The sequence below is a fragment of the Pseudomonas sp. A2 genome, assembly GCF_023100865.1.
Taxonomy (GTDB): Bacteria; Pseudomonadota; Gammaproteobacteria; order Pseudomonadales; family Pseudomonadaceae; genus Aquipseudomonas; species Aquipseudomonas asiatica.
This window is the reverse complement of the sequence record NZ_CP039127.1, coordinates 5,408,140-5,429,328: the sequence shown is the minus strand read 5'-3', so window position 1 is coordinate 5,429,328 and position 21,189 is coordinate 5,408,140. Positions and strand designations below refer to the sequence as shown.

Sequence of the window (21,189 nt, the reverse complement as noted above, 5' to 3'; positions counted from 1 at the left end):
TGCGGACTCAGGCCCGGATGACCCGGGCGATGTTCCCTTCGATGGCGGTCAGGCGTACCCGCTCGCCGGCCGCGATCTCGCTGTCGGCGATGCAGGTCCATTCCTCGTTGCCGAGGATAGGCTTCTGGAAGCGCACACGGCCTTTCTGGAACTCCGATACACCAGCAGTCAGCAGCCCCATTTCACCGATCACGCTTTCGGCGGTCCAGCGCACGTCTGGTTGCTTGCGCCGGAACAGCTTGAACCACAGTGCCGTGGTGACTGACGACATCAGCACCCACAGCAGCACCTGCATGTCCAGTTGCAGGCTGGGGGCGGCCAGTGAAATGAGCGACACCAGCACGGCGCCGATGCCGAACCAGAGGATGAAGAACGTCGGCAGGACCAGTTCGAGCAGGATCAGCGCGATGCCGAAGACCAGCCAGATCCACCATTGCATTTCCATATGGGTAGCGCCTTCCGGGGGGGAGTGCCGAGTTTAAGGTAGCAGTGCGGCACATGGCCACTTCATGGTTTGCAAGAAAAGTCCGAAATGGCTGTAGGAGCAACTGTCTTGTGCAAATACATGAAAGTTGCCGCGTCCCCTGTGGGAGCGGGTTCACCCGCGAACACCGGCGAAGCCGGTGCCATGCACCGCGTTGATTTCTTCGCGGGTAAACCCGCTCCCACAGGAATCTGCGGTGCGCTTGCGGAGTTTGTCATCCGCGCAGGTCGAGTGCTGCAGCCAGGTCGGCTGGCGAATCGAATGTCCGGTCCACATCCGGCAAAGCCGGTCGCTTCAGGATCAGCACAGGTATCCCCAGCTCCCGCGCCACCTCCAGCTTCGGTTCGGTCGCTACGCTGCCGCTGTTCTTGCTGATCAGCACATCGATCTTGCGGCGCTGGAACAACGCCCGCTCATCCTCGATATGGAACGGCCCGCGCGCGCCAATCACTTCGCAGCGATCGTTGCCAGGGCACGTTTCCAACGCACGCAAGGTCCAGAACTGCTCCAGCGGTATCTCGTCCAGATGTTGCAGCGGCTCACGCCCCAGCGTGAACAATGGCCTGCGAAACGGCTTGAGTGCCTCGATCAACCCCGCCCAGTCCTCGACCTCGCGCCAGTCGTCCCCCGCTTGTGTCTGCCAGGCCGGGCGGTGCAAGGCCCAGCACGGGATACCAGCCATGCGTGCGGCGTTGGCCGCATTGCGGCTGATCTGTGCGGCATAGGGATGGGTGGCGTCGATCAGCAACGTGATACCCGCCTCGAGCAGGTAGTCGGCCAGGCCCTCGGTGCCGCCAAAGCCGCCGACCCGAACCTGGCATTGCAGGTCCTGCGGCACCCGGCCGATGCCCGCCAGGCTGTAGACATGCTGCGGGCCCAGGCGGCGAGCGATGGCCAGGGCTTCGGTGACGCCGCCCAGCAGCAGGATGCGCCCGTTCATTGCACACCCGCCCGGCCGACGATGCCACCCTGGCGATCGATGGCGAACACCTCCACCTGCACCTGCGCCGGCACCACGCTGCGGGCGAAGGCCAGGGCGTGGGCGCACACCGCGTCACCCAAGGGAATGCCGGCTGCATGGGCCAGTGCCAGGGCCTGTTGGCTGGTGTTGGCAGTAATGATCGATGCCTGCAGCGCAGCGTCGGCGCCGATGTCCGCCGCCCAGCCGGCCAGTTGCGGCAGGTCGATGCTGGAATGACGGCTGTGCAGGTCCATGTGCCCGGCAGCCAGCTTGCTGATCTTGCCGAAACCGCCGCACAGGGTCAGGCGTGGCACCGGTACTTTGCGCAGGTGCTTGAGCACCGCACCGACGAAGTCGCCCATTTCGATCAGGGCTATTTCCGGCAGGCCATAGACGCGGCGCATGGTGTCTTCGCTGGCGTTGCCGGTGCATGCAGCGATATGCGTGTAGCCGTTGGTGTGGGCGACATCGATGCCTTGGTGGATCGAGGCAATGTAGGCCGCGCAGGAAAACGGCCGCACGATGCCGCTGGTGCCGAGGATCGACAGACCGCCGAGAATGCCCAGGCGCGGGTTCATGGTCTTCAGGGCCAGTTGCTCGCCGCCCTGCACATTGACCGTCACCTCGAAGCCGCCGGGATAGCTGCATTCGTCCGCCAGGCGTTGCAGGTGTTCGCTGATCATGCGCCGTGGCACCGGGTTGATGGCCGGCTCACCCACCGCCAGCACCAGCCCCGGGCGGGTCACGGTGCCGACGCCGGTGCCGGCGACAAAACGGATGCCAGGTTCGGCCAGCAGGCGAACCTGGCTATAGAGCAGGGCGCCGTGGGTCACGTCCGGGTCGTCGCCGGCGTCCTTGAGCGTGCCCGCTTCGGCACCTTGGCTGGTTAGGCGGCAGAACTCCAGGCGCATCTGCACCACCTTGCCCTTGGGCAGGGTGATGCTGACGGCGTCGTTGCTCTCGCCACCGAGCAGCAAGCGTGCTGCCGCCAGGCTGGTGGCAGTGGCGCAGCTGCCGGTGGTCAGGCCGCTGCGCAGGGGGGCGGGCTGTTCGCGGGTTTCTTCACGCATCGGCGGGTTTCACCACGTCCAGCAAGGTGATCGGCAGCGCCTGGCGCCAAGTGTCGAACGCGCCCAATGGCTGGGCATGGGCGACATGGATGCGGGTCAGCTCGCCGCCGTGGCGTTCACGGAAATGCGCCAGGGCCAGTTCGCTTTGCAGGGTCACCGCATTGGCTACCAGCCGGCCGCCGGGGCGCAGGTTTGCCCAGCACAGGTCGAGCACACCTTCGCGGGTGACGCCGCCACCGATGAAGACAGCATCCGGTTGCTCCAGGCCCTCCAGCGCCGCTGGTGCCTTGCCGCGGACCAGTTGCAGGCCGGGTACACCCAACGCATCGCGGTTGTGTTCGATGAAGCCCTGGCGGCCTTCGTCGGCCTCGATGGCCAAGGCGCGGCAGGCCGGGTGGGCGCGCATCCATTCGATGCCGATCGAGCCGCAGCCGGCGCCCACGTCCCACAGCAGTTCGCCGGGCTGTGGTGCCAGGCGGGCCAGGGTAATGGCGCGGACGTCGCGCTTGGTCAGCTGGCCGTCATGCCGGAAGGCGCTGTCCGGCAGCCCGGCCAGCCGGTGCAGGCGCGGCGCCTCGGGCGTGGCCAGGCACTCGATGGCTACCAGGTTGAGCGCGGCGACGTCGCTGTGCGGCCAGTCCTGGGCGGTGCCGGCCAACTCACGTTCGTCCACGCCACCCAAGTGTTCGAAGACTCGCAGGCGGCTTGGCCCGAAGCCCCGCTCGCGCAGCTGCGTAGCAATTGCTGCCGGGCTGTCGCCGTCGTTGCTCAGCACCAGCAGGCGCACACCGCTGTGCAGATGGGCATTGAGCGCTGCCAGGGGCCGAGCGACCAGCGATACCACCTGCACGTCCTGCAGTGGCCAGCCCAGGCGGGCGGCGGCCAGGGCGCAGGAGGAGGGCATCGACAGCACGCGTATTTCAGCAGCCGGCAGTTGGCGCGCCAGGCTGGCGCCGACGCCGTAGAACATCGGGTCGCCGCTGGCCAGCACGCATACTGGCTCACCGCGCAGGGCCAGGACCGGGGCCAGCGAGAACGGGCTTGGCCAGCCCAGCCGTTCGCCGGCCACGCAGCGTGGCAGCAAGGCCAGCTGGCGCGGGCTGCCGAAGATCCGCGCAGCGCCCAGCAGCGCGCGCCGGGCCTGCTTGCCCAGGCCGCTGAAGCCGTCTTCGCCGATACCTACTACTGTCAGCCAGGGTGCCATGTATTCCATTCCGCCATTTTTTGGGGCCGCTGCGCCCCCCTTCGCGGGCTCGCCCGCTCCCACAGGTACAGCGCAGCCGTTGAGGGCAGCGGTGATCCTGTGGGAGCGGGTATGCCCGCGAAGGAAGGCGACGCGGTCCTTAATTTCTACTCGATCGTCGATGATGCTCGACCACCGGCTTTTCATGCCGCCGGACAAAGCAGGCATAATACCGCGCCTTCTACACTCAAGCGCATTTTCACAGATTGCCGGACGCCCCTTTGACCCAGGCCCATGCCTCCCATGTATCGCCCCGTCCCTCGGCCTGCCCGGGGTTGTGGCGCATCGTCAGTGCCCGTGATGGCGGCATCTGCCGCATCAAGCTGCCGGGCGGCCTGCTGCTGGCCGACCAGGCCGACGCAGTGGCGGCGGCTGCCGAGCGTTTCGCCGGTGGCGTGATCGAGGCCACCAACCGCGGCAACCTGCAGATTCGCGGCATCGGCAGCGACCATCGCGGCCTGGTCGAGACACTGCTCGCTGCCGGCCTGGGCCCACGTGATGCCGCCGGTGACGATGTACGCAACCTGATGCTCAGCCCGCTGGCCGGGCATGACCCGGCGATGCTGCTGGACGCTCGACCGTTGGCCGGGCAGATCCTCGACCTGCTGGAGGGCACCCCGCGTTTTCACCAGTTGTCGGCCAAGTTCGCCGTGCAGCTGGATGCCGGCGAAAACCTGGCCATGCTCGAACACCCCCATGACCTGTGGCTGTCTGCCCTGCGCCTGGGGCAGCAGACCTGGCTGGCGTTTGGCCTGGCAGGTTGCCCGGCAGACGGCCAGGTGCTCGGCGCGGTGCCGGCGGACCAAGGCCTGGTGCTGGTGCGTGCGGTGCTGGAGCGCTTTCTCGACCTGACCACCCCGGCACAGTCGCGCATGCGCCAGTTGCTCGAGGTATGTTCGGCAACCGATTTCATCGACGGGCTCGGCCTGGCCATCCGCCGCGATGCCGCCGTGCTCGCATGGCGACGTGAACCGCGCAGCGCCTCGTGGCTGGGCGTTCTGCCCCAGGCGCAGGGCATCGCCTTGGGCGTTGCCCCGCCGCAGGGGCGCCTGACCCCGGCCATGCTGCGTGGCGCTGCGCGCGTTGCCCGTGAACATGGCGATGGCAGCCTGCGCCTGAGCCCCTGGCAAAGCCTGGTGCTGACCAACCTGCAAGCGCAACACATCGATCACGCCCAGGCCGGGTTGTCCGCACTGGGCCTGCTATGCCATGACCATGAGCCACTGGCCCGCATAAGCGCCTGTACCGGCGCCAGTGGCTGTGCCAAGGCCCTGGGCGAGACCAAGGCCGACGCCGTCACCCTGGCTGCACTGCTCGGCCCTGGCGTGCCCGGCAGCGTGCACCTCTCCGGTTGCCCCCGATCCTGCGCCGTGGCCCATGTTGCCCCGGCCACCCTGCTGGCGCGCGCGCCGGGCCGTTACGACCTGTACCTGCGTGATGCGCGCCAGCCGGGCTTCGGCGCCCTGCGCGCCACCGACCTTACCTTGAATGAAGCAGGCGCCATGCTCGACCTGCCGACGGAGCACCTTGATGATTGACTACATCCGCGATGGTCAGGAGATCTATCGCAATTCCTTCCGGATCATCCGCGAGGAAGCCCGACTCGAGCGGATCCCCGCAGACCTCGAAAAGCTCGCCGTGCGCGTGATCCACGCCTGTGGCATGGTCGACGCCATCGATGGCCTGCAGTTCTCCGAAGGCGCCGGCCGGGCCGGGCGCGAGGCGTTGCTGAACGGCGCGCCGATTCTGTGCGATGCGCACATGGTCGCCGAAGGCATTACCCGCGCCCGCCTGCCCGCCGACAACAAGGTCATCTGCACCCTGCGCGACCCGAGCGTACCGGGCCTGGCGAAAGACGCCGGCAACACCCGTTCCGCCGTGGCCCTGGAGCTGTGGCGACCGTACCTGGAAGGCAGTGTGGTGGTGATCGGCAATGCGCCTACCGCACTGTTCTACCTGCTGGAAATGCTCGACGCCGGCGCCCCGAAACCAGCACTTATCCTCGGCTTCCCGGTCGGCTTTGTCGGTGCCGCCGAGTCCAAGGCGATGCTCGCCGCCGACAGCCGTGGCGTGCCGTTCGTGATCATGCAGGGCCGCCTGGGCGGTAGCGCGATGGCCGCAGCTGCGGTCAACGCCTTGGCCACGGAGGTGGAATGATGGCGCCGCGTGGACGTCTGCTGGGCCTGGGTGTGGGCCCTGGCGACCCAGAACTGATTACCCTCAAGGCCCTGCGCCTGCTGCGTGAAGCGCCTGTGGTTGGCTACTTCGTGGCCAAGGGCAAGCGCGGCAACGCCTTCGGCATCATCGAGGCGCACCTGCAGCCCGAGCAGATCCTGCTGCCGCTGGTCTACCCGGTAACCACCGAAGCGCTGCCAGCGCCGCTGTCCTATGAACAGGTGATCAGCGACTTCTACGACGAGGCCAGCGTGCAGGTGGCCGAGCACCTGGATGCCGGCCGCGACGTGGCGGTTATCTGTGAAGGCGACCCGTTCTTCTATGGTTCCTACATGTACCTGCACGACCGCCTGGCGCAGCGCTACGAGGCCGAAGTGATCCCCGGCGTCTGCTCGATGCTCGGTGGCGCCTCGGTACTGGGCGCGCCGCTGGTGTACCGCAACCAGAGTCTGTCGGTGCTGTCTGGCGTGTTGCCGGCCGAAGAGCTCAAGCGTCGCCTGGCCGATGCCGACGCGGCGGTGATCATGAAGCTTGGCCGCAACTTCCCCAAGGTGCGCGAAGTGCTGGCCGAACTGGGCCTGGACGGGCGCGCGCTGTATGTGGAGCGGGCGACCATGGCCAACCAGAAAATCGTGCCGCTGGACCAGGTCGACCCACAGTCGTCGCCGTACTTCTCGCTGATTATCGTGCCGGGTGAAAAATGGCAGGGCTGAACATGCACCAGGCACCGGCGATCGTCATCCTTGGCCAGGGCAGCCTGGCCACGGCGCAGCGTATCCAGCAGTGTTATCCACAAGCATCGATCCATGGGCTGGAAGGACGGGTCGAGGGTGCCGACCTTTGCTACACCGCGTTCGGCGATACCCTGCGTGGGCTGTACCAGCAGAACACTCCGATCATTGCCTTGTGCGCGGCGGGTATCGTCATCCGCAGCCTCGCCAGCCTGCTCAGCGAGAAAGGTGTCGAGCCGCCGGTACTGGCCGTGGCCGAAGACGGCAGCGCGGTAGTGCCGTTGCTCGGTGGCCTTGGCGGTGTGAACGTGATGGCGCGCGAAATCGCTGAAGCACTGGGCGTTGCTGCGGCGATTACCACCAGCGGCGAGTTGCGTTTCGGCACCTGTCTGCTGAACCCACCGCAAGGTTACGCGTTGGCGGATATCGAGCAAGGCAAGCGCTTCGTCTCCGACCTGCTGGCTGGCGAGGCGGTGCGCATCGAAGGTGACGCGCCGTGGCTGCAGCAGGCGCAGCTGCCTGCCAGCGAGGCGGCCCGGCGTACCATCCATGTGGGGCACCAGGCGCGCCCGGCCAGCCGCGACGAGCTGCTGATCCACCCGCGTTCGGTGGTGGTGGGTGTTGCTGGCGGTAGCCTGGCCAGTATCCGGTCGGCATTGCAGCAGGCCGGCATCGCCGAGCCGGCAGTGGCCTGCCTGCTGGCCGACGAGCAAGCCATGGCCGATAGCGCCCTGTACGAGGCCGCACAGGCCCTGGGGGTTGCCTTGCGCTTTGCTGCCAGGACGCATGATCTCGCCAGCATGGTTGCCGCGGCATTGCCTGCTGCGCAGCTGATCGAGGTGGCAGACGTGGTCATCGCGGTGGCGCCTGCCCCGGTCGAAGTGGCGCAGATCGGTCGTCGTCGGGGTCGTTTGGCGGTCATCGGCCTGGGGCCGGGTGCAGCCGAGCTGATGGTGCCGGCGGTCAAGGCCGAGCTTGCGCGGGCCGAGGATGTGCTCGGTTACGAAACCTACGTGCGCATGGCCGGCCCGTTCCGTGACGACCAGGTACTGCACTGCACCGACAACCGTGAAGAGATGCAGCGTGCCCGGCATGCCTTCGAACTCGCGGCTCAGGGCCGTTCGGTGGTGGTGGTTTCGTCGGGCGACCCGGGGGTGTTCGCCATGGCGGCTGCGGTACTTGAAGCGCTGCACGAGTCCACGGACCCGGCTTGGCACCGGGTGGATCTCGAGATCCTGCCAGGGGTGTCGGCCTCGCTCGCGACGGCCGCCCAGGCGGGCGCGCCGCTGGGGCATGACTTCTGTGTGATGTCGCTGTCCGACAACCTCAAGCCGTGGTCGATCATTGAAAAGCGCCTGGACCTGGCGGCCCAGGCCGACCTGGTGCTGGCATTCTACAACCCGATTTCCAAGTCCAGGCCGCACCAGCTTGGGGTAGCGCTGGAGGTCGTGCGTCGGCACCGCGAGGGTAACACGCCTGTAGTCCTTGGCCGTGACATCGGTAGGCCGGGGCAGACGCTGACGGTCGTCACATTGGCCGAGCTGCTGCCGGAAATGGTCGACATGCGCACCATGGTGCTTGTCGGCTCATCTACAACCTGCGTGTTTCCTCGCTTGTCGGGCGGGGTGTGGGCCTACACCCCGCGTTGGTACCCGTCGGCTGACTAGTTGCACCGGAAACCCTTCAGCGCGCTGCATCCTGGGCGTGCTGGCTAAGGTGGTCGCCCCTGACTCGGGGGGCAACCATCTAGGAGTTTCCACATGTCCACAGAAACACAAGTCACTGCGACCGACACAGCCATCCTGGTCGAAGGCAACCTGCTGGCCTGCGGCGCAGGCATGTCTTCGCAAAGCCGTCATGACGTAAAGAACGCCTTCCACTTTGCCACCTTGGTGGCTGACAAGTCCTTCGATGCCGAAAAACAGAGCAGGGAGTGGTACGACCGGTTCATCGATGTCATGCGTGATCTTGGCTTTACCATCCCTCGTCGCACCTTCGAGCTGGAAACCTCTGCCGAGTTGTCTGTCACCGTGGGCGCTGTCGCTATACGGGCGATCGGTGCGGTCGGCAATGCAGTGCTGGGTGGTACCAAGTTGGGTGTGCTGGCCAAGGCGGCTTTCGACAAACTCACCACCGTCGAAAATGACGTCAAGGTGGTCGATCACAAGCGCAAGAACAAGGTCAGGGGCATGGTCGGGATGGCCGCCTGCGTCGAAACCGACAACAACGATGTGGTCATGGTGGTGAGCTGCATCCAGGCCTCTGCCCCCAAACTGGAGGATGACATCCTGGGTATCCAGTGGAAGCTGGAAAAGACCGAGTACTACGCCGGCATGGCTGTGCTCACCCTCAACACTTTCGTCTACGACAAGGTCCGCGAAACCGTGGAAAACAAACTCGGCGTGCGCAGCGTCGAGAACGTTCTCCAGTACGACTTCTGATTGCAGGGCGGCGTTGTTGCAACGCCGCCTTGTTCGGCTCTTTGTGACGAGGCAATGCAATGGACAGAACAGCTGAACAACTGATGTTGATTGGCGGGACTGCATTACTGTATCGCGCGGACGCTGGCCAGATTCAACGCCAGGCTGCTTTCGACTCCATCCTTTACGCCCAGTTGGTGGCCAACAGGAATGCGGGGTCACGCTTTGACAACTATGAAGCCTGGTATGACGCCTATCGCGAGGCATACCGGCAACTGGGCTGGATCAAGCTGGCCAGTACGCATGACTTGAAACAGCTGGGGCAGCCCGCGCGCAGCGCGCAGATACAGCCACTCGAGGCGTGGCTGAAGATGCGCTCGATCCGTCATGAGGCTGTGCTGGCTGCAGTAAGAAGTGGCCTGGGCCGATCGATCGAAGGTTTTCGTCACCAGCTGAAGTTCAGCACGCAGGGTTCGCAACTGGTGATCGAGCTTGGCTTGCTCAAGCCGGGCCCGACCCTCGATCTTTGCAGTATCACCTTCCAATTCGACGCACCGATCGCCGGCATACCCCAGGACATGCTGCTGGTCGAAAAGGCGCTGGAGGGTGAAGCCGGGTTCAATGGCGTTTCCTTGCAGCTGGATAACGGGCGTTTCCAACACCAGCGAGATGAGCTGGAGGCATTGATGAAAACCAAGGATGCACAAGGGGAGTATCGGTTCGACCTGCATTAGGCAATGGCTATGGCGCCAGGTAGCCTTTGATACCGGTAAAGATGATTTGCGCAGCCAGGGCGCAGACGAACAGCCCCATCAGCCGGCTGACGATCTGCAGGCCCTGGTCGCCGAGGATGCGCTCGATACGGTGTGACAGGTACAGCACCAGGCCGACGGTAAAACTGGCCAGGGCGATGCTGATGATGGCCAACAGCTTGTCGTCCCAGTGCGGGTGGCCGACGCCCATTACCAGCAGTGCACCGATGGTGCCCGGGCCGACGGTGAGCGGGATGGTCAGCGGCACGATGGTGACATCCTGCTGCACGTTGTCGGCCTGTACCGCAGACTTGCCTTGGGCCATGCCCAGTGCCGAAATGAACAGCACACTCCCAGCGCCGATGCGGAAGGCATCGGCGGTGATGCCGAAGATGCCGAAGATCGCCCGACCGAACAGGTACAGCAGGACACTGGCGATGAGTGCGGCGATGGCCACCTTCCATGCCAGCTGCTTGCGCTCCTTGCTGGAGTGGCCGCGGGTAAGGCTGATGAAGCACGACAGCACGAAGAACGGGCTGTAGAGCACGAGCATTTTCAGGTAGACGCTGAACAACTCATGGAGCATGGGGGCTAGTCCAGGCAGTTATGGCTGGGCAGAGTTTATCAGCAGATTCTGTTGATAGCCTGTACCGGCCTTTTCGCGGGTGAACCCGCTCCCACAGGGATAGCATTGCCTTCAGGCCTTATGCAGTACCTGTGGGAGCGGGTTCACCCGCGAAAAGGCGGGCACAGGCGCCTCAGATCAGGAACTATGCACCGGATCCACCTTGGCTTCCCGGGGGTTGGCCCAGTACTGGATCAGCTCTCGCAACTGCGACAGTTCCACCGGTTTGGCCATGTGCCCGTCCATGCCCGCCAGGCGGGCGCGTTCCTTGTGTTCGGCAAGTATGTGCGCGGTCAGCGCCACCACCGGGGTGCGCTGGCGCTGGTTGGCGGCTTCCCAGGCGCGCAGCTGCTGGGTGGCCGAGAAACCGTCAAGTATCGGCATTTCGCAGTCCATCAGCACCAGGTCATAGCGCTGCGCCTTCATCGCCTGCAAGGCCTCTTCACCATTGCTGGCGGTGTCGGGCTCGAGGTTGAGCTTGCCAAGCATACCGCGGATCACCTTGGTCGAGATGCTGTTGTCCTCGGCGACCAGCACGCGGAAATCGCCGGGCAGGTCCAGTGCCTGGGGGATGCCGGGCAAACTGGCTGGTACGGCTTGCTCGCGGCCGCGCTGGGCCAGTTCTTCGGCCAGGGTGGTTTTCAGCGTGTAGCCGGCCACCGGCTTGGCGAGGATCCGCTTGACCCCGGCGTTGCGCGCAATGACCTTGCTCGGCGCGTTGCTGATGCCGGTGAGCATCACCACCAGGATGTCGTGGTTCAGGCTCGGGTCTTCCTTGATCTTGGCGGCCAGCTGCATGCCGGTCATGCCTGGCATGTTCTGGTCCAGCAGCACGGCATCGAAGTAGTCGCGCAGGTGGGCCTTGGTGCGCAGCAGGGCCAGTGCTTCCTTGCCCGACGGGACCGCGCTGACGTTCATGCCCCAGGCGCTGCACTGCTGTACCAGCACCTTGCGGCAGGTGTCGTTGTCGTCCACCACCAGTACGCGAGCATCACGCAGCGGGCTGTCGAGGTCGGCCGGTGGCTGTTCCAGGCGCGAAGGGTCCAGCGGCAGGGTCAGCCACAGGGTATTGCCCATGCCGGTGCTGCTCTTGATGCCGAACTCGCCCTGCATCAGCCCGATCAGCTGCTTGGCGATGACCAGCCCCAGGTGGCCGCCCAGCTTGTTGCTGGACAGGAAGTGGTGGCTGTGCAACTCGGCCTGCAGCAAGGCTTCGCGGTCAGCGGCCGGCAACGGTTCGCCGCTGTCCTGAACGGCGATGCGCAGGCGCGGTACCTCGCCGCGCTGGTCCAGCGCCACTACCAGCAGGATCTCGCCCTGGTCGGTGTTTTTCAGGGCATTCTCCAACAGGCTCGACAAGGCCTGGCGCAGGCGCGTCGGGTCGCCGCTGATCACCCGTGGTACCTGTGGTTGGGTGAAGCTGATCAGTTCGATGTTCTGCTGTTCGGCCTTGGCGCGGAAGATGTTCAGGCAATCTTCGATCAGCGCGTTGAGGTCGAACTGCACGTCATCGAGTTCGATCTGCCGGGATTCCAGCTTGGAAATGTCGAGAATCTCGTTGATCAGCGTCAGCAGTTCGTTGCCGGCGCTGTGAATGGTCTGCACGTAGTCGCGTTGCTTGACCGACAGCGGCGTGCCCAGAAGCAGCTCGGTCATGCCCAGCACACCGTTCATGGGGGTACGGATTTCGTGGCTGATCTTGGCCAGGAACTCGGCCTTGGCGTTGATTTCGGCATCGCTGGCGGCCAGTGCGCGGCTGGCGCTGAAGCGCTCCTCGCTAATGCGCCGCAGGCGTTCACTGACGGCCAGGTTGAGCAGCAGGCCGCTGGCCACGGTCAGGCCCAGCAGGATGCACAGCAGCCAGGGCGTCGAGGTACGGGTCAGGCCCAGTAGCGCTGGCAGCAGCACCAGGCCACCGAGGTTGAACACCACCATGGCCAGGCTGAACAGACGTGCGGGCGCATAGCCCTTGTACCAATGGTAGCTGCTGACCAGCAGCATGCTCACGCTGCCCAGGGCCATCAGGGCGTAGGTCATCAGGTTGAGGGGCAGGGTGTCGACGAACAGCAGCACCAACCCGCTCACCCCGACCAGCAGCATCTCGCCCTGCAGCAGGCGGTTTAGCCGTGGCGAGTTGCATGGCGAGAAGAAATGCTGGGTGAAACCCAGCCCCGCCAGGCCGGCCAGGACCAGCGTCAGGTATGCGGCGGGTGTTTGCGCGCTATGCCAAACGTGCCACCAGGGGCCGCTGAGGTTCAGCAGGATCAGGCCGCTGAGCAGCATCAGGCCGTGGTACAGCGCCAGGATCAGGGTAGTGCTGGAGCGGCTGTAGATGAAGCGGATCAGGTTGTGCATGATCAGCATCACCAAGCCGCCGAACAGCATGCCGAACAGCAGTGGCTGGCGCTGGTCGGAGGCTGCCACGGCCGCAGGCTCCAGGCTGATGGCCGGGCGCAACTGGTGCTCGGAAACCAGGCGCAGGTAGATATCCAGGGGTTGCTTGCTGTTGGGCAGGGGTAGTACATGGTCGCTGCCACGTAGGGTCGGGCTGGCATTGCCTGCCTGGCGCCCGTGGTGCAGCTGACGCAGAAGCTTGTCGCCCTCGAGGGCGTAGAGGTCCAGGCCAGAAAGGTCTGGGGCGAAAACCCGCAGCAGTTTTTCCTGCTCGCCGGGCTCCAGGCGGTAGTGCAGCCACAGGGCCTGTTCCGCAGGAGCGGCATCCAGGTCGGCAAGTACCAGCGGGCTGAACTGGTTGCGGTAACGTTCGGAGCGCACGTCGCTCAGTTGCAGGTTGGCCTGTTCGTCGAGCATAACGGCCCAGCCTCCGTCATGTTCGGCCGCCGCCGGGAACATGCAGAGCAAGGTCAGCAAGCTGACGATCAGAGCTGAGGCAATCCGAAGCCGACGCACTACGAAATCCCTTCTTAGCCTAGGTGCCGGGTATTAACTATGCGCGGCGCGCCAAGTCGAAGGCAAGGCCCCTTGGGGCCCTGTCGACGAGCCGGATGCCGCAGGCGCAAGGTGCTGGGGCGCGCTGCGGACGTCCGGTACAACTTACTGCTGGTGCTCACCGCGTTCGCGGGCGATGGCCCGGTAGCCGATATCGGTGCGGTAGAAACTGCCGTTCCAGCTTACTTCCTTGGCCAGGCGGTAAGCCTGCTGCTGCGCGTCGGCAACGGTGCTGCCCATGGCGGTGGCACACAGCACGCGCCCGCCGTTGGTGGTCACCTTGCCATCCTTGAGTGCGGTACCGGCGTGGAACACCTTGCCTTCGATCTTCGCGGCAGCGTCCAGGCCGTTGATCACGTCACCCTTGGCGTAGTCGCCCGGGTAGCCGCCGGCAGCCAGTACCACGCCCAGGCTCGGGCGCGGATCCCACTGTGCTTCTACCTTGTCCAGCGCCTTGGCGAAGGCGGCCTCTACCAGCAGTACCAGGCTCGACTCCAGGCGCAGCATGACCGGCTGGGTTTCTGGGTCGCCGAAGCGGCAGTTGAACTCGATGACCTTGGGGTTGCCCGCCTTGTCGATCATCAGGCCGGCGTAGAGGAAACCGGTGTAGACGTTGCCTTCCTCGGCCATGCCGCGCACGGTCGGCCAGATCACCTGGTCCATCACGCGCTGGTGAACTTCGGCGGTGACTACCGGGGCAGGGGAGTAGGCACCCATGCCGCCGGTGTTCGGGCCGGTGTCCTGGTCGCCGACGCGCTTGTGGTCCTGGCTGGTGGCCATGGGCAGCACGTTCTGGCCGTCGACCATGACGATGAAGCTGGCCTCCTCGCCGTCGAGGAACTCCTCGATCACCACGCGGGAGCCCGCATCGCCGAAGGCGTTGCCGGCCAGCATGTCACGCACGGCGGCTTCGGCTTCTTCCAGGGTCATGGCGACGATCACGCCCTTGCCCGCGGCCAGGCCGTCGGCCTTGATCACGATCGGCGCGCCTTTTTCCTGCAGGTAGGCCAGCGCCGGCTCGATTTCGGTGAAGTTCTGGTAGTCGGCGGTCGGGATCTTGTGACGCGCCAGGAAGTCCTTGGTGAAGGCCTTGGAGCCTTCCAGCTGGGCCGCGCCCTTGGTCGGACCGAAGCAGTCCAGGCCGCGGCTGCGGAACAGGTCGACCACGCCGATGACCAGCGGTGCTTCCGGACCGACGATGGTCAGGTCGACGTTCTTCTCGGCGAAGTCAGCCAGTTGCTCCAGGGCGCACACGTCGATGGCGACGTTCTCGCACTTGGCTTCAATGGCGGTGCCGGCGTTGCCCGGGGCAACGAAGACTTTCTCCACGCGTGGGTCCTGGGCGACTTTCCAGGCCAGGGCGTGCTCACGGCCGCCGCTGCCGATGATCAAAACTTTCATGTCAAAACCTCTGTTTGGCGGCAATCCTCGTACCCTGTGGGAGCGGGTTCACCCGCGAATGCGGCGGTGAATCCAACATCGCATTCGCGGGTGAACCCGCTCCCACAGCGGCCTAGGATCGGCCGGCCATCTTGATTAGTGGCGGAAGTGGCGCATACCGGTGAAGACCATGGCGATGCCGGCTTCGTCAGCGGCAGCAATCACCTCGGCATCACGCATCGAACCACCTGGCTGGATCACGGCGCTGATACCCACTTTAGCCGCATTGTCGATGCCATCACGGAACGGGAAGAACGCATCCGACGCCATGACTGCACCCTGCACCTGCAGGCCGGCATGCTCGGCCTTGATTGCAGCAATGCGCGCGGAGTTGACGCGGCTCATCTGGCCGGCGCCGACGCCGATGGTCTGGCGCTGCTTGGCGTAGACAATGGCGTTGGACTTGACGAACTTGGCCACTTTCCAGGCGAACACCAGGTCGTTGATCTCTTGCTCGGTTGGCGCACGCTTGGTGACGATCTTCAGGTCATCGGCAGTGATCATGCCGATATCGCGGCTCTGCACCAGCAGGCCACCGTTGACGCGCTTGAAGTCCCAACCGGCAGCGCGCTCGGCAGGCCACTCGCCGCACTCCAGCAGGCGTACGTTCTGCTTGGCGGCAACCACTTCGCGGGCAGCCTGGGAAATTTTCGGGGCGATGATCACTTCGACGAACTGGCGGTCGACGATGGCCTTGGCGGTTTCGCCGTCCAGTTCGCGGTTGAAGGCGATGATGCCGCCGAACGCCGACTCGGTGTCGGTGGCATAGGCCAGGTCGTAGGCCTTGCGGATGCCGCCTTCGTCTTCAGGTACCACGGCCACGCCGCACGGGTTGGCGTGCTTGACGATGACGCAGGCCGGCTTGACGAAGCTCTTCACGCACTCCAGCGCGGCATCGGTGTCGGCCACGTTGTTGAACGACAGTTCCTTGCCCTGCAGCTGGACGGCGGTGGAAACGCTGGCTTCGCCTTTCTTCGCTTCTACGTAGAACGCCGCGCTCTGGTGCGGGTTTTCGCCGTAACGCATTTCCTGGGCCTTGACGAACTGGCTGTTGAAGGTGCGCGGGAACTCGCTGCGGCCTTCAGTGCTCAGGGTTTCTTTGGCCTGGTCGATGGTGCCCATGTAGTTGGCGATCATGCCGTCGTAGGCAGCAGTGTGCTCGAACGCCTTGAGCATCAGGTCGAAGCGCTGGGCGTAGGTCAGGCCACCGGCCTTGAGGCCTTCGACGATGCCGGCGTAGTCGCTGGCATTGACCACGATGGCCACGTCCTTGTGGTTCTTGGCAGCCGAGCGGACCATGGTCGGGCCGCCGATATCGATGTTCTCGATGGCGGTCGGCAGGTCACAGCCAGGCTTGGAGATGGTGGCTTCGAACGGGTACAGGTTGACTGCTACCAGGTCGATCGGCTTGATGCCGTGCTCGTTCATGATGGCGTCGTCGGTGCCGCGACGGCCGAGGATGCCACCGTGGATTTTCGGGTGCAGGGTCTTGACCCGGCCATCCATCATTTCGGCGAAGCCGGTGTAGTCGGCCACTTCCACCGCATTGACGCCGTTGTCCTTGAGCAGCTTGTAGGTGCCGCCGGTGGACAGGATCTCGACACCGAGCTGCTGCAGCTCACGGGCGAATTCGAGGATACCGGTCTTGTCGGAGACGCTGATCAGGGCGCGGCGGACTGGCAGGCGGGTAGTCTGGTCGGTCATTTCGGGTTCCAATAACGCGGTGGAGTCAGCAAAAAAGGCGCCTCTGTTCAGGGAGCCGCCTTTTCTGGTTGGGATTCTGGCTTACAACAAGTCGTACTGCTTGAGCTTCTTGCGCAGGGTGCCTCGGTTCAGTCCGAGCATCTCGCTGGCCTTGGTCTGGTTGCCCTTCACGTAGTTCATCACGCTTTCGAGCAGGGGCGCCTCGACTTCGGAGAGCACCAGGTTGTACACGTCCGTCACGGTCGCGCCTTCCAGGTGGGCGAAGTAGTTGTGCAGCGCCTTCTCGACGCTGTCGCGAAGGGTCTGGCCCTCTTCGCTCGGCGTGTTGAGGTGCTGTTTCAGGTTGGCGTTGTCGCTCACGGGCGTTGTTCCACTCACAAATGTCTCGGTCATCATCGTCATGCGGCCACCCCTTGTCCGTCCTCTGTCTCAAGGCTCTGTCGACGTTCGCTGAAAAACGCGCGAACGTTGGCGCACTGCGCTTGTGTGTCTTCCAAAGCGTTGAACCGGGAGCGAAACTCCTTGCCGCCGGGTCGTGTTGCCAGGTACCAGCCAACGTGCTTGCGGGCAATACGTACGCCCATCACATCGCCATAGAAGGCATGCAGCGCGGCCAGGTGCTCCAGCAGGATGCGTTCCACTTCCTCCAGCTGCGGCGCTGGCAGGTGTTCGCCAGTGCGCAGGTAATGCTCGATCTCGCGAAAGATCCATGGTCGCCCCTGGGCGGCCCGGCCGATCAACAGGCCATCGACCCCGGTGGCGTCCAGCACCGCCCGGGCCTTTTCTGGCGAGGTGATATCGCCGTTGGCAAAAACCGGGATCGACACCGCCTGCTTGATGGCAGCGATGGTGTCGTATTCGGCTTCGCCGGTGTACAGGTCGGCGCGTGTGCGGCCATGCACCGCCAGCGCCTGGATGCCGGCCTGCTCGGCAATCTTCGCCACGTTCAGGCCGTTCTTGTTCGCCCGGTCCCAGCCGGTGCGGATCTTCAGGGTCACCGGGACTTCCACGGCGCCGACCACGGCGTGGAGAATCTCGCTGACCAAGGCTTCATCTCTCAATAAAGCAGAGCCTGCGGCTTTGTTGCAGACTTTTTTTGCCGGACAGCCCATGTTGATATCAATGATCTGGGCGCCTGCATCGACGTTGGCCTTTGCCGCCGCTGCCATCATCTGCGCATCACCACCGGCGATCTGTACCGAGCGTGGCTCGGGATCACCTTCATGGATGCGGCGCAGGCTCGACTTGCGGCTGTTCCAAAGGCTCATGTCACTGGAGACCATTTCCGACACCACCATGCCGGCGCCCAGGCGCTGGCAAAGTGTACGGAAAGGCTGGTCCGTGACCCCGGCCATGGGCGCGAGGATCAGGTTGTTACGTAGTGTGTATGGGCCGATGCGTACCGCCGACATAGGTGATCCCTGTTGTGGGGCCGAATCTTGGAGTTCGAAAAAGGGTTGGCATGATACCCGCTCTCGGTGACCGGATAAAGATGGATTTGGATAAAATCTGAACAGTTGTCGGCTTATGACTTTTGGTATGGGTGAGGATCCAGGACCTTGCGCGGCCCCTGTGGGAGCGGGCCTGCCCGCGAAGCAGGCGGCGCAATGGATGGCACGGGCTTCGCCCGTGTTCGCGGGCGCGCCCGCTCCCACAGGGCTGCTGGTTATTCCGGCGAACGGAAGCTCAGGCTGTAATTAACGGCCTTCGGCCCTGGGTCGAGGATGTCCAGGGCGATATGGATCGGGGTCTGGCTTGGCATTTCGCCGCGCCCGGCCAGTTCGCCGGACAGGTATTCGCTGGGCTTGAAGCGACGGCTGGCGATCAGCTGGCCGTTGAGGTCGGCGAAGCGCAGCTCCAGCAGCGGGAACGGCTGGGCGAACGGCGCGCGGTTGTAGATGATCGCATCGACGATCAGTGCGCCCTTGAAGTCCGGGTGGCTGCGTACTACCAGGTTGCTGCTCTTGATTCGAGCGATATCGACGCGGGTCGGCACTTCGCAGCCGACCAGCGGGCAGACTTGCTGGAAGAGCGGCCGGTACTGGTCCTGGCGGGCCATTTCGTCGAAATGGAACCAGACATACTGGAACGCAAGCAAGCCAGCGGCCAGCAGTGTCAGGAAACCCCACAACAAGCGCTTGCCCCAGTTGGGCGCGGGCTGTTCCCAGCCCAGTTGCAGTGGGTCGTCGACCACATCTACCAGCGGCTCCTTGCGCGCCGGGCGCTCGGCTTTGCCGGCAAGGCCTGGTTCCAGGCGTTCGTCGGGAAGCGGCTCGACAGGTTCGTCGTCGCGCGCTGACAGGCGCAGCTCCAGCGGCTCGTCGTTCCGGGCGCTCAGGCCCCGTACAGGGGCCTCATCATCGCTGGCCCGCAGCGGTTCGTTGAATTCGGGGTGGTCATCGATTGCGGCGGTACGGTGTACCGGTGGTTCGTCGTCGATGTCCAGATCAAGATTGCCACCTAACGTCGGCTCGGTACGCTCGCCTGGGGCGGGTTCCAGGTCCAGCTCCAGGGGCTCCGGCTCCCGCAGCACGGGCGTGGGTTCTACCGCCTGTTGCGGCTCGAACGGCTCATCGGTTGCCGTACCGAACAGGTCGTCGGCATGTTCGTCCGGGTGCAGTTCGTCACGCCGCGCCTGCAGGCCGTCATCCTGGCTTGCCGGGCGAGCCGAGGCCGGTTGGCCGCGGCGCTCCAGGCGCTCCAGTTCCATGTCGAGGTCGAGCGATTCCAGCGCCTGGGTGGTGAGCGCCCAGTCCTCGTCCGAGGGGGCGCTGGGCTCGCTGGCGACTGGCTGGGGTGCGATCGCCGGTTCGACCAGCGGTTCGGCAGGTGCAGCTGGTATCGGCACCGCAGGTGCGCTGGCTCCGCTGGCGCGGTTCTGCTCCAGCAGCTGCCTGGCGGCGTTGAACACCTGCAGGCAGTGGCCACAGCGCACTACACCGCGGGCCACGCTCAACTGGTGGTGGGTGACGCGAAAGCTGGTCTGGCAATGCGGGCACTGGGTGACGAAACTGTCGGTCATGCGGCAATCCGGGAGCTGTGCAGAAAAGTATTCTAGGCCCGCTTAACGGCGGCGACCACTGATGCGCACCCAGCCATCGCGAACGACGATCGGGTCCAGTTCGAAGTCGGCGGCATAGGCTGCGGCCACTTCCTCACCTTGCTCGGCGAGGATGCCCGACAGCGCCAGCAGGCCACCTGGGCGGACCAGGCCGGACAGTTGCGGTGCCAGCGACACCAGCGGGCCGGCGAGGATGTTGGCGACCAGCACATCGGCCTGCATGGCCGGCATGTTCTCTGGCAGGTACAGCGCCAGCTTCTCGTCGGCGATGCCGTTGCGCTGGGCGTTGTCGCGCGAAGCCTCGATGGCCTGTACGTCGATGTCGGTACCGACCGCCTCACGGGCGCCCAGCAGCAACGCGGCGATGGCCAGAATGCCCGAGCCGCAGCCGAAGTCCAGTACTTGGGTGCCTTCGAGTTGCTGGCCGTCGAGCCATTCCAGGCACAGGGCGGTGGTCGGGTGGGTGCCGGTGCCGAACGCCAGGCCCGGGTCGAGCAGCAGGTTCACCGCGTCCTGTTCCGGGGCCTCGTGCCAGCTTGGCACGATCCACAGGCGGCGGCCAAAGCGCATCGGCTGGAAGTTGTCCATCCAGCTGCGTTCCCAGTCCTGGTCCTCGATCACCTCGGCCTGGTGCTCGGGCAGCTCGGCGCCGGTCAGCAGGCGCAGGTGGGCGAATACCTGCTCAGGATCGGCATCGGCCTCGAACAGGGCCAGCAGGTGGGTGTGCGACCACAGCGGAGTGGTGTTGAGGTCTGGCTCGAAGATCGGTTGATCCTCGGCATCCATGAACGTGACCGAGACGGCACCCACTTCGAGCAGGGCATCTTCGTAGGTTTCGGCTTGTTCCGGGCTGATGGCCAGGCGTACTTGCAGCCAGGGCATGGCGGGCACCTTTGGTAAATCGACAGGGGCAGCCCTAGGCTGCGCGAAGGCTGGCAGTTTACGCGAGTGCGGGGGATTTGTGGATCTGGGCTGCTGTGCAGCCCATTCGCAGCACAAGGCTGCTCCTACAAGAGATCACATACCCCTGTAGGAGCAGCCTTGTGCTGCGAATAGGGCGCGAAGCGCCCCCGGAATGCATCAGACAAAACAGAGGGAAAGCGACTCAGCTATATAAGCAGGCTTCTCCTCACCGTCGATCTCCAGCGTGGCAATCGCCTTTAGCAGCCATTGCCCCGGTCTCTTTTCCGTCACTTCGGCCAGGTCCACCTTCAGCCGTACCTGGCTGTCGACCTTGACCGGCTGGATGAACCGCACGCTGTCCAGCCCATAGTTCACCACCATCTTCAGCCCTTCCGGCAGAACCAGGATGTCCTCGATCAGCTTGGGAATCAGCGACAATGTCAGGAAACCGTGGGCGATGGTGCAGCCGAACGGGGTTTTTGCCGCCTTTTCCGGGTCAACATGGATGAACTGGAAATCGCCCGTGGCTTCGGCGAACAGGTTGATGCGTTGCTGGTCGATCTTCAGCCAGGCCGAGCGGCCCAGTTCCTTACCAACGTACTGCGAAAGCTCTGTAACCGGTACATGGGGCATCGCGGACTCTCCGGGTTGTCAGTTGGTACGAAAGTGCA

The 21,189-nt window shown here is 64.6% G+C and carries 19 protein-coding genes; 6 read left to right on the top strand and 13 right to left on the bottom strand.

Features of this window, described 5'->3' with window-relative positions:
- Nucleotides 1–7: 7 nt before the first annotated feature.
- The 4 genes from E5221_RS25130 to E5221_RS25115 form a co-directional block, all read right to left on the bottom strand.
- Nucleotides 8–445: an NfeD family protein gene (locus E5221_RS25130; protein WP_085720934.1), complete on the bottom strand. Its 438-nt coding sequence runs from the start codon at nt 443–445 to the stop codon at nt 8–10.
- A 253-nt stretch (nt 446–698) separates the two neighbouring features.
- The gene (locus E5221_RS25125; RefSeq protein ID WP_123084733.1) at nt 699–1,424 is read right to left on the bottom strand and encodes a cobalt-precorrin-6A reductase; all 726 of its coding nucleotides are present in this window, start codon (nt 1,422–1,424) and stop codon (nt 699–701) included.
- Nucleotides 1,421–2,515 carry a cobalt-precorrin-5B (C(1))-methyltransferase gene (locus E5221_RS25120; protein ID WP_013974382.1) on the bottom strand — a complete coding sequence of 365 codons (1,095 nt, stop codon included), beginning with the start codon at nt 2,513–2,515 and terminating at the stop codon, nt 1,421–1,423. Before E5221_RS25120 ends, E5221_RS25125 begins: the two co-directional genes overlap by 4 nt.
- Nucleotides 2,508–3,719, bottom strand: a complete 1,212-nt coding sequence (locus E5221_RS25115; RefSeq protein WP_039613541.1) for a bifunctional cobalt-precorrin-7 (C(5))-methyltransferase/cobalt-precorrin-6B (C(15))-methyltransferase — start codon at nt 3,717–3,719, stop codon at nt 2,508–2,510. Before E5221_RS25115 ends, E5221_RS25120 begins: the two co-directional genes overlap by 8 nt.
- Nucleotides 3,720–3,964: 245 nt before the next feature.
- Here E5221_RS25115 and cobG point away from each other — a divergent pair, with 245 nt between their 5' ends.
- The 6 genes from cobG (at nt 3,965) to E5221_RS25085 (ending at nt 9,818) form a co-directional block, all read left to right on the top strand.
- Entirely contained in the window at nt 3,965–5,296 is a 1,332-nt protein-coding gene (gene cobG, locus E5221_RS25110) for a precorrin-3B synthase (protein ID WP_282189719.1), read from the top strand.
- A complete protein-coding gene (locus E5221_RS25105) occupies nt 5,289–5,915 on the top strand; it encodes a precorrin-8X methylmutase (RefSeq protein ID WP_039613543.1) in 627 nt (208 codons plus the stop codon). Before cobG ends, E5221_RS25105 begins: the two co-directional genes overlap by 8 nt.
- A complete protein-coding gene (locus tag E5221_RS25100) occupies nt 5,912–6,646 on the top strand; it encodes a precorrin-2 C(20)-methyltransferase (protein WP_247846604.1) in 735 nt (244 codons plus the stop codon). The genes E5221_RS25105 and E5221_RS25100 overlap by 4 nt, the downstream gene beginning before the upstream one ends.
- Nucleotides 6,634–8,331 carry a precorrin-3B C(17)-methyltransferase gene (cobJ, locus tag E5221_RS25095; RefSeq protein WP_247846603.1) on the top strand — a complete coding sequence of 566 codons (1,698 nt, stop codon included), beginning with the start codon at nt 6,634–6,636 and terminating at the stop codon, nt 8,329–8,331. Before E5221_RS25100 ends, cobJ begins: the two co-directional genes overlap by 13 nt.
- Nucleotides 8,332–8,424: 93 nt before the next feature.
- A complete protein-coding gene (locus tag E5221_RS25090; RefSeq protein WP_023662437.1) occupies nt 8,425–9,105 on the top strand; it encodes a hypothetical protein in 681 nt (226 codons plus the stop codon).
- Nucleotides 9,106–9,164: 59 nt separating this feature from the next.
- Nucleotides 9,165–9,818 carry a hypothetical protein gene (locus E5221_RS25085; protein WP_247846602.1) on the top strand — a complete coding sequence of 218 codons (654 nt, stop codon included), beginning with the start codon at nt 9,165–9,167 and terminating at the stop codon, nt 9,816–9,818.
- 7 nt (nt 9,819–9,825) lie between these two features.
- Here the strand turns inward: E5221_RS25085 and E5221_RS25080 are convergent, their stop codons facing one another.
- From E5221_RS25080 to E5221_RS25040, 9 genes are all read right to left on the bottom strand, one after another.
- On the bottom strand, nt 9,826–10,422 hold the full coding sequence (locus E5221_RS25080) for a MarC family protein (protein WP_013974374.1): 597 nt from the start codon (nt 10,420–10,422) through the stop codon (nt 9,826–9,828).
- A gap of 177 nt (nt 10,423–10,599) precedes the next feature.
- A complete protein-coding gene (locus tag E5221_RS25075; protein WP_247846601.1) occupies nt 10,600–13,371 on the bottom strand; it encodes a hybrid sensor histidine kinase/response regulator in 2,772 nt (923 codons plus the stop codon).
- Between the two features lie 144 nt (nt 13,372–13,515).
- Nucleotides 13,516–14,811: a phosphoribosylamine--glycine ligase gene (gene purD, locus E5221_RS25070; RefSeq protein ID WP_075046492.1), complete on the bottom strand. Its 1,296-nt coding sequence runs from the start codon at nt 14,809–14,811 to the stop codon at nt 13,516–13,518.
- A 135-nt stretch (nt 14,812–14,946) separates the two neighbouring features.
- Nucleotides 14,947–16,554, bottom strand: a complete 1,608-nt coding sequence (purH, locus tag E5221_RS25065; protein WP_061550639.1) for a bifunctional phosphoribosylaminoimidazolecarboxamide formyltransferase/IMP cyclohydrolase — start codon at nt 16,552–16,554, stop codon at nt 14,947–14,949.
- An 81-nt stretch (nt 16,555–16,635) separates the two neighbouring features.
- Complete coding sequence (gene fis / locus E5221_RS25060; protein ID WP_012274390.1) at nt 16,636–16,956, bottom strand: DNA-binding transcriptional regulator Fis; 321 nt, start codon at nt 16,954–16,956, stop codon at nt 16,636–16,638.
- Nucleotides 16,953–17,966, bottom strand: coding sequence for a tRNA dihydrouridine synthase DusB (gene dusB, locus E5221_RS25055; protein ID WP_247846600.1), 1,014 nt, complete (start codon nt 17,964–17,966; stop codon nt 16,953–16,955). Before dusB ends, fis begins: the two co-directional genes overlap by 4 nt.
- Before the next feature lie 254 nt (nt 17,967–18,220).
- Nucleotides 18,221–19,576: a DUF3426 domain-containing protein gene (locus E5221_RS25050; RefSeq protein ID WP_061550641.1), complete on the bottom strand. Its 1,356-nt coding sequence runs from the start codon at nt 19,574–19,576 to the stop codon at nt 18,221–18,223.
- A gap of 42 nt (nt 19,577–19,618) precedes the next feature.
- Nucleotides 19,619–20,497, bottom strand: coding sequence for a 50S ribosomal protein L11 methyltransferase (gene prmA, locus E5221_RS25045; RefSeq protein WP_112253633.1), 879 nt, complete (start codon nt 20,495–20,497; stop codon nt 19,619–19,621).
- 198 nt (nt 20,498–20,695) lie between these two features.
- Complete coding sequence (locus E5221_RS25040; protein ID WP_039613549.1) at nt 20,696–21,151, bottom strand: MaoC family dehydratase; 456 nt, start codon at nt 21,149–21,151, stop codon at nt 20,696–20,698.
- Between the last annotated feature and the right edge of the window lie 38 nt (nt 21,152–21,189).

Excerpts from the sequence above, each read along its gene's own strand:
- E5221_RS25130 (WP_085720934.1), bottom strand. The coding sequence starts at position 445 with ATGGAAATGCAATGGTGGATCTGGCTGGTCTTCGGCATCGCGCTGATC.
- E5221_RS25125 (WP_123084733.1), bottom strand. The coding sequence starts at position 1,424 with ATGAACGGGCGCATCCTGCTGCTGGGCGGCGTCACCGAAGCCCTGGCC.
- E5221_RS25120 (WP_013974382.1), bottom strand. The coding sequence starts at position 2,515 with ATGCGTGAAGAAACCCGCGAACAGCCCGCCCCCCTGCGCAGCGGCCTG.
- E5221_RS25115 (WP_039613541.1), bottom strand. The coding sequence starts at position 3,719 with ATGGCACCCTGGCTGACAGTAGTAGGTATCGGCGAAGACGGCTTCAGC.
- E5221_RS25105 (WP_039613543.1), top strand. The coding sequence starts at position 5,289 with ATGATTGACTACATCCGCGATGGTCAGGAGATCTATCGCAATTCCTTC.
- E5221_RS25100 (WP_247846604.1), top strand. The coding sequence starts at position 5,912 with ATGATGGCGCCGCGTGGACGTCTGCTGGGCCTGGGTGTGGGCCCTGGC.
- cobJ (WP_247846603.1), top strand. The coding sequence starts at position 6,634 with ATGGCAGGGCTGAACATGCACCAGGCACCGGCGATCGTCATCCTTGGC.
- E5221_RS25090 (WP_023662437.1), top strand. The coding sequence starts at position 8,425 with ATGTCCACAGAAACACAAGTCACTGCGACCGACACAGCCATCCTGGTC.
- E5221_RS25085 (WP_247846602.1), top strand. The coding sequence starts at position 9,165 with ATGGACAGAACAGCTGAACAACTGATGTTGATTGGCGGGACTGCATTA.
- E5221_RS25080 (WP_013974374.1), bottom strand. The coding sequence starts at position 10,422 with ATGCTCCATGAGTTGTTCAGCGTCTACCTGAAAATGCTCGTGCTCTAC.
- purD (WP_075046492.1), bottom strand. The coding sequence starts at position 14,811 with ATGAAAGTTTTGATCATCGGCAGCGGCGGCCGTGAGCACGCCCTGGCC.
- purH (WP_061550639.1), bottom strand. The coding sequence starts at position 16,554 with ATGACCGACCAGACTACCCGCCTGCCAGTCCGCCGCGCCCTGATCAGC.
- fis (WP_012274390.1), bottom strand. The coding sequence starts at position 16,956 with ATGACGATGATGACCGAGACATTTGTGAGTGGAACAACGCCCGTGAGC.
- dusB (WP_247846600.1), bottom strand. The coding sequence starts at position 17,966 with ATGTCGGCGGTACGCATCGGCCCATACACACTACGTAACAACCTGATC.
- E5221_RS25050 (WP_061550641.1), bottom strand. The coding sequence starts at position 19,576 with ATGACCGACAGTTTCGTCACCCAGTGCCCGCATTGCCAGACCAGCTTT.
- prmA (WP_112253633.1), bottom strand. The coding sequence starts at position 20,497 with ATGCCCTGGCTGCAAGTACGCCTGGCCATCAGCCCGGAACAAGCCGAA.
- E5221_RS25040 (WP_039613549.1), bottom strand. The coding sequence starts at position 21,151 with ATGCCCCATGTACCGGTTACAGAGCTTTCGCAGTACGTTGGTAAGGAA.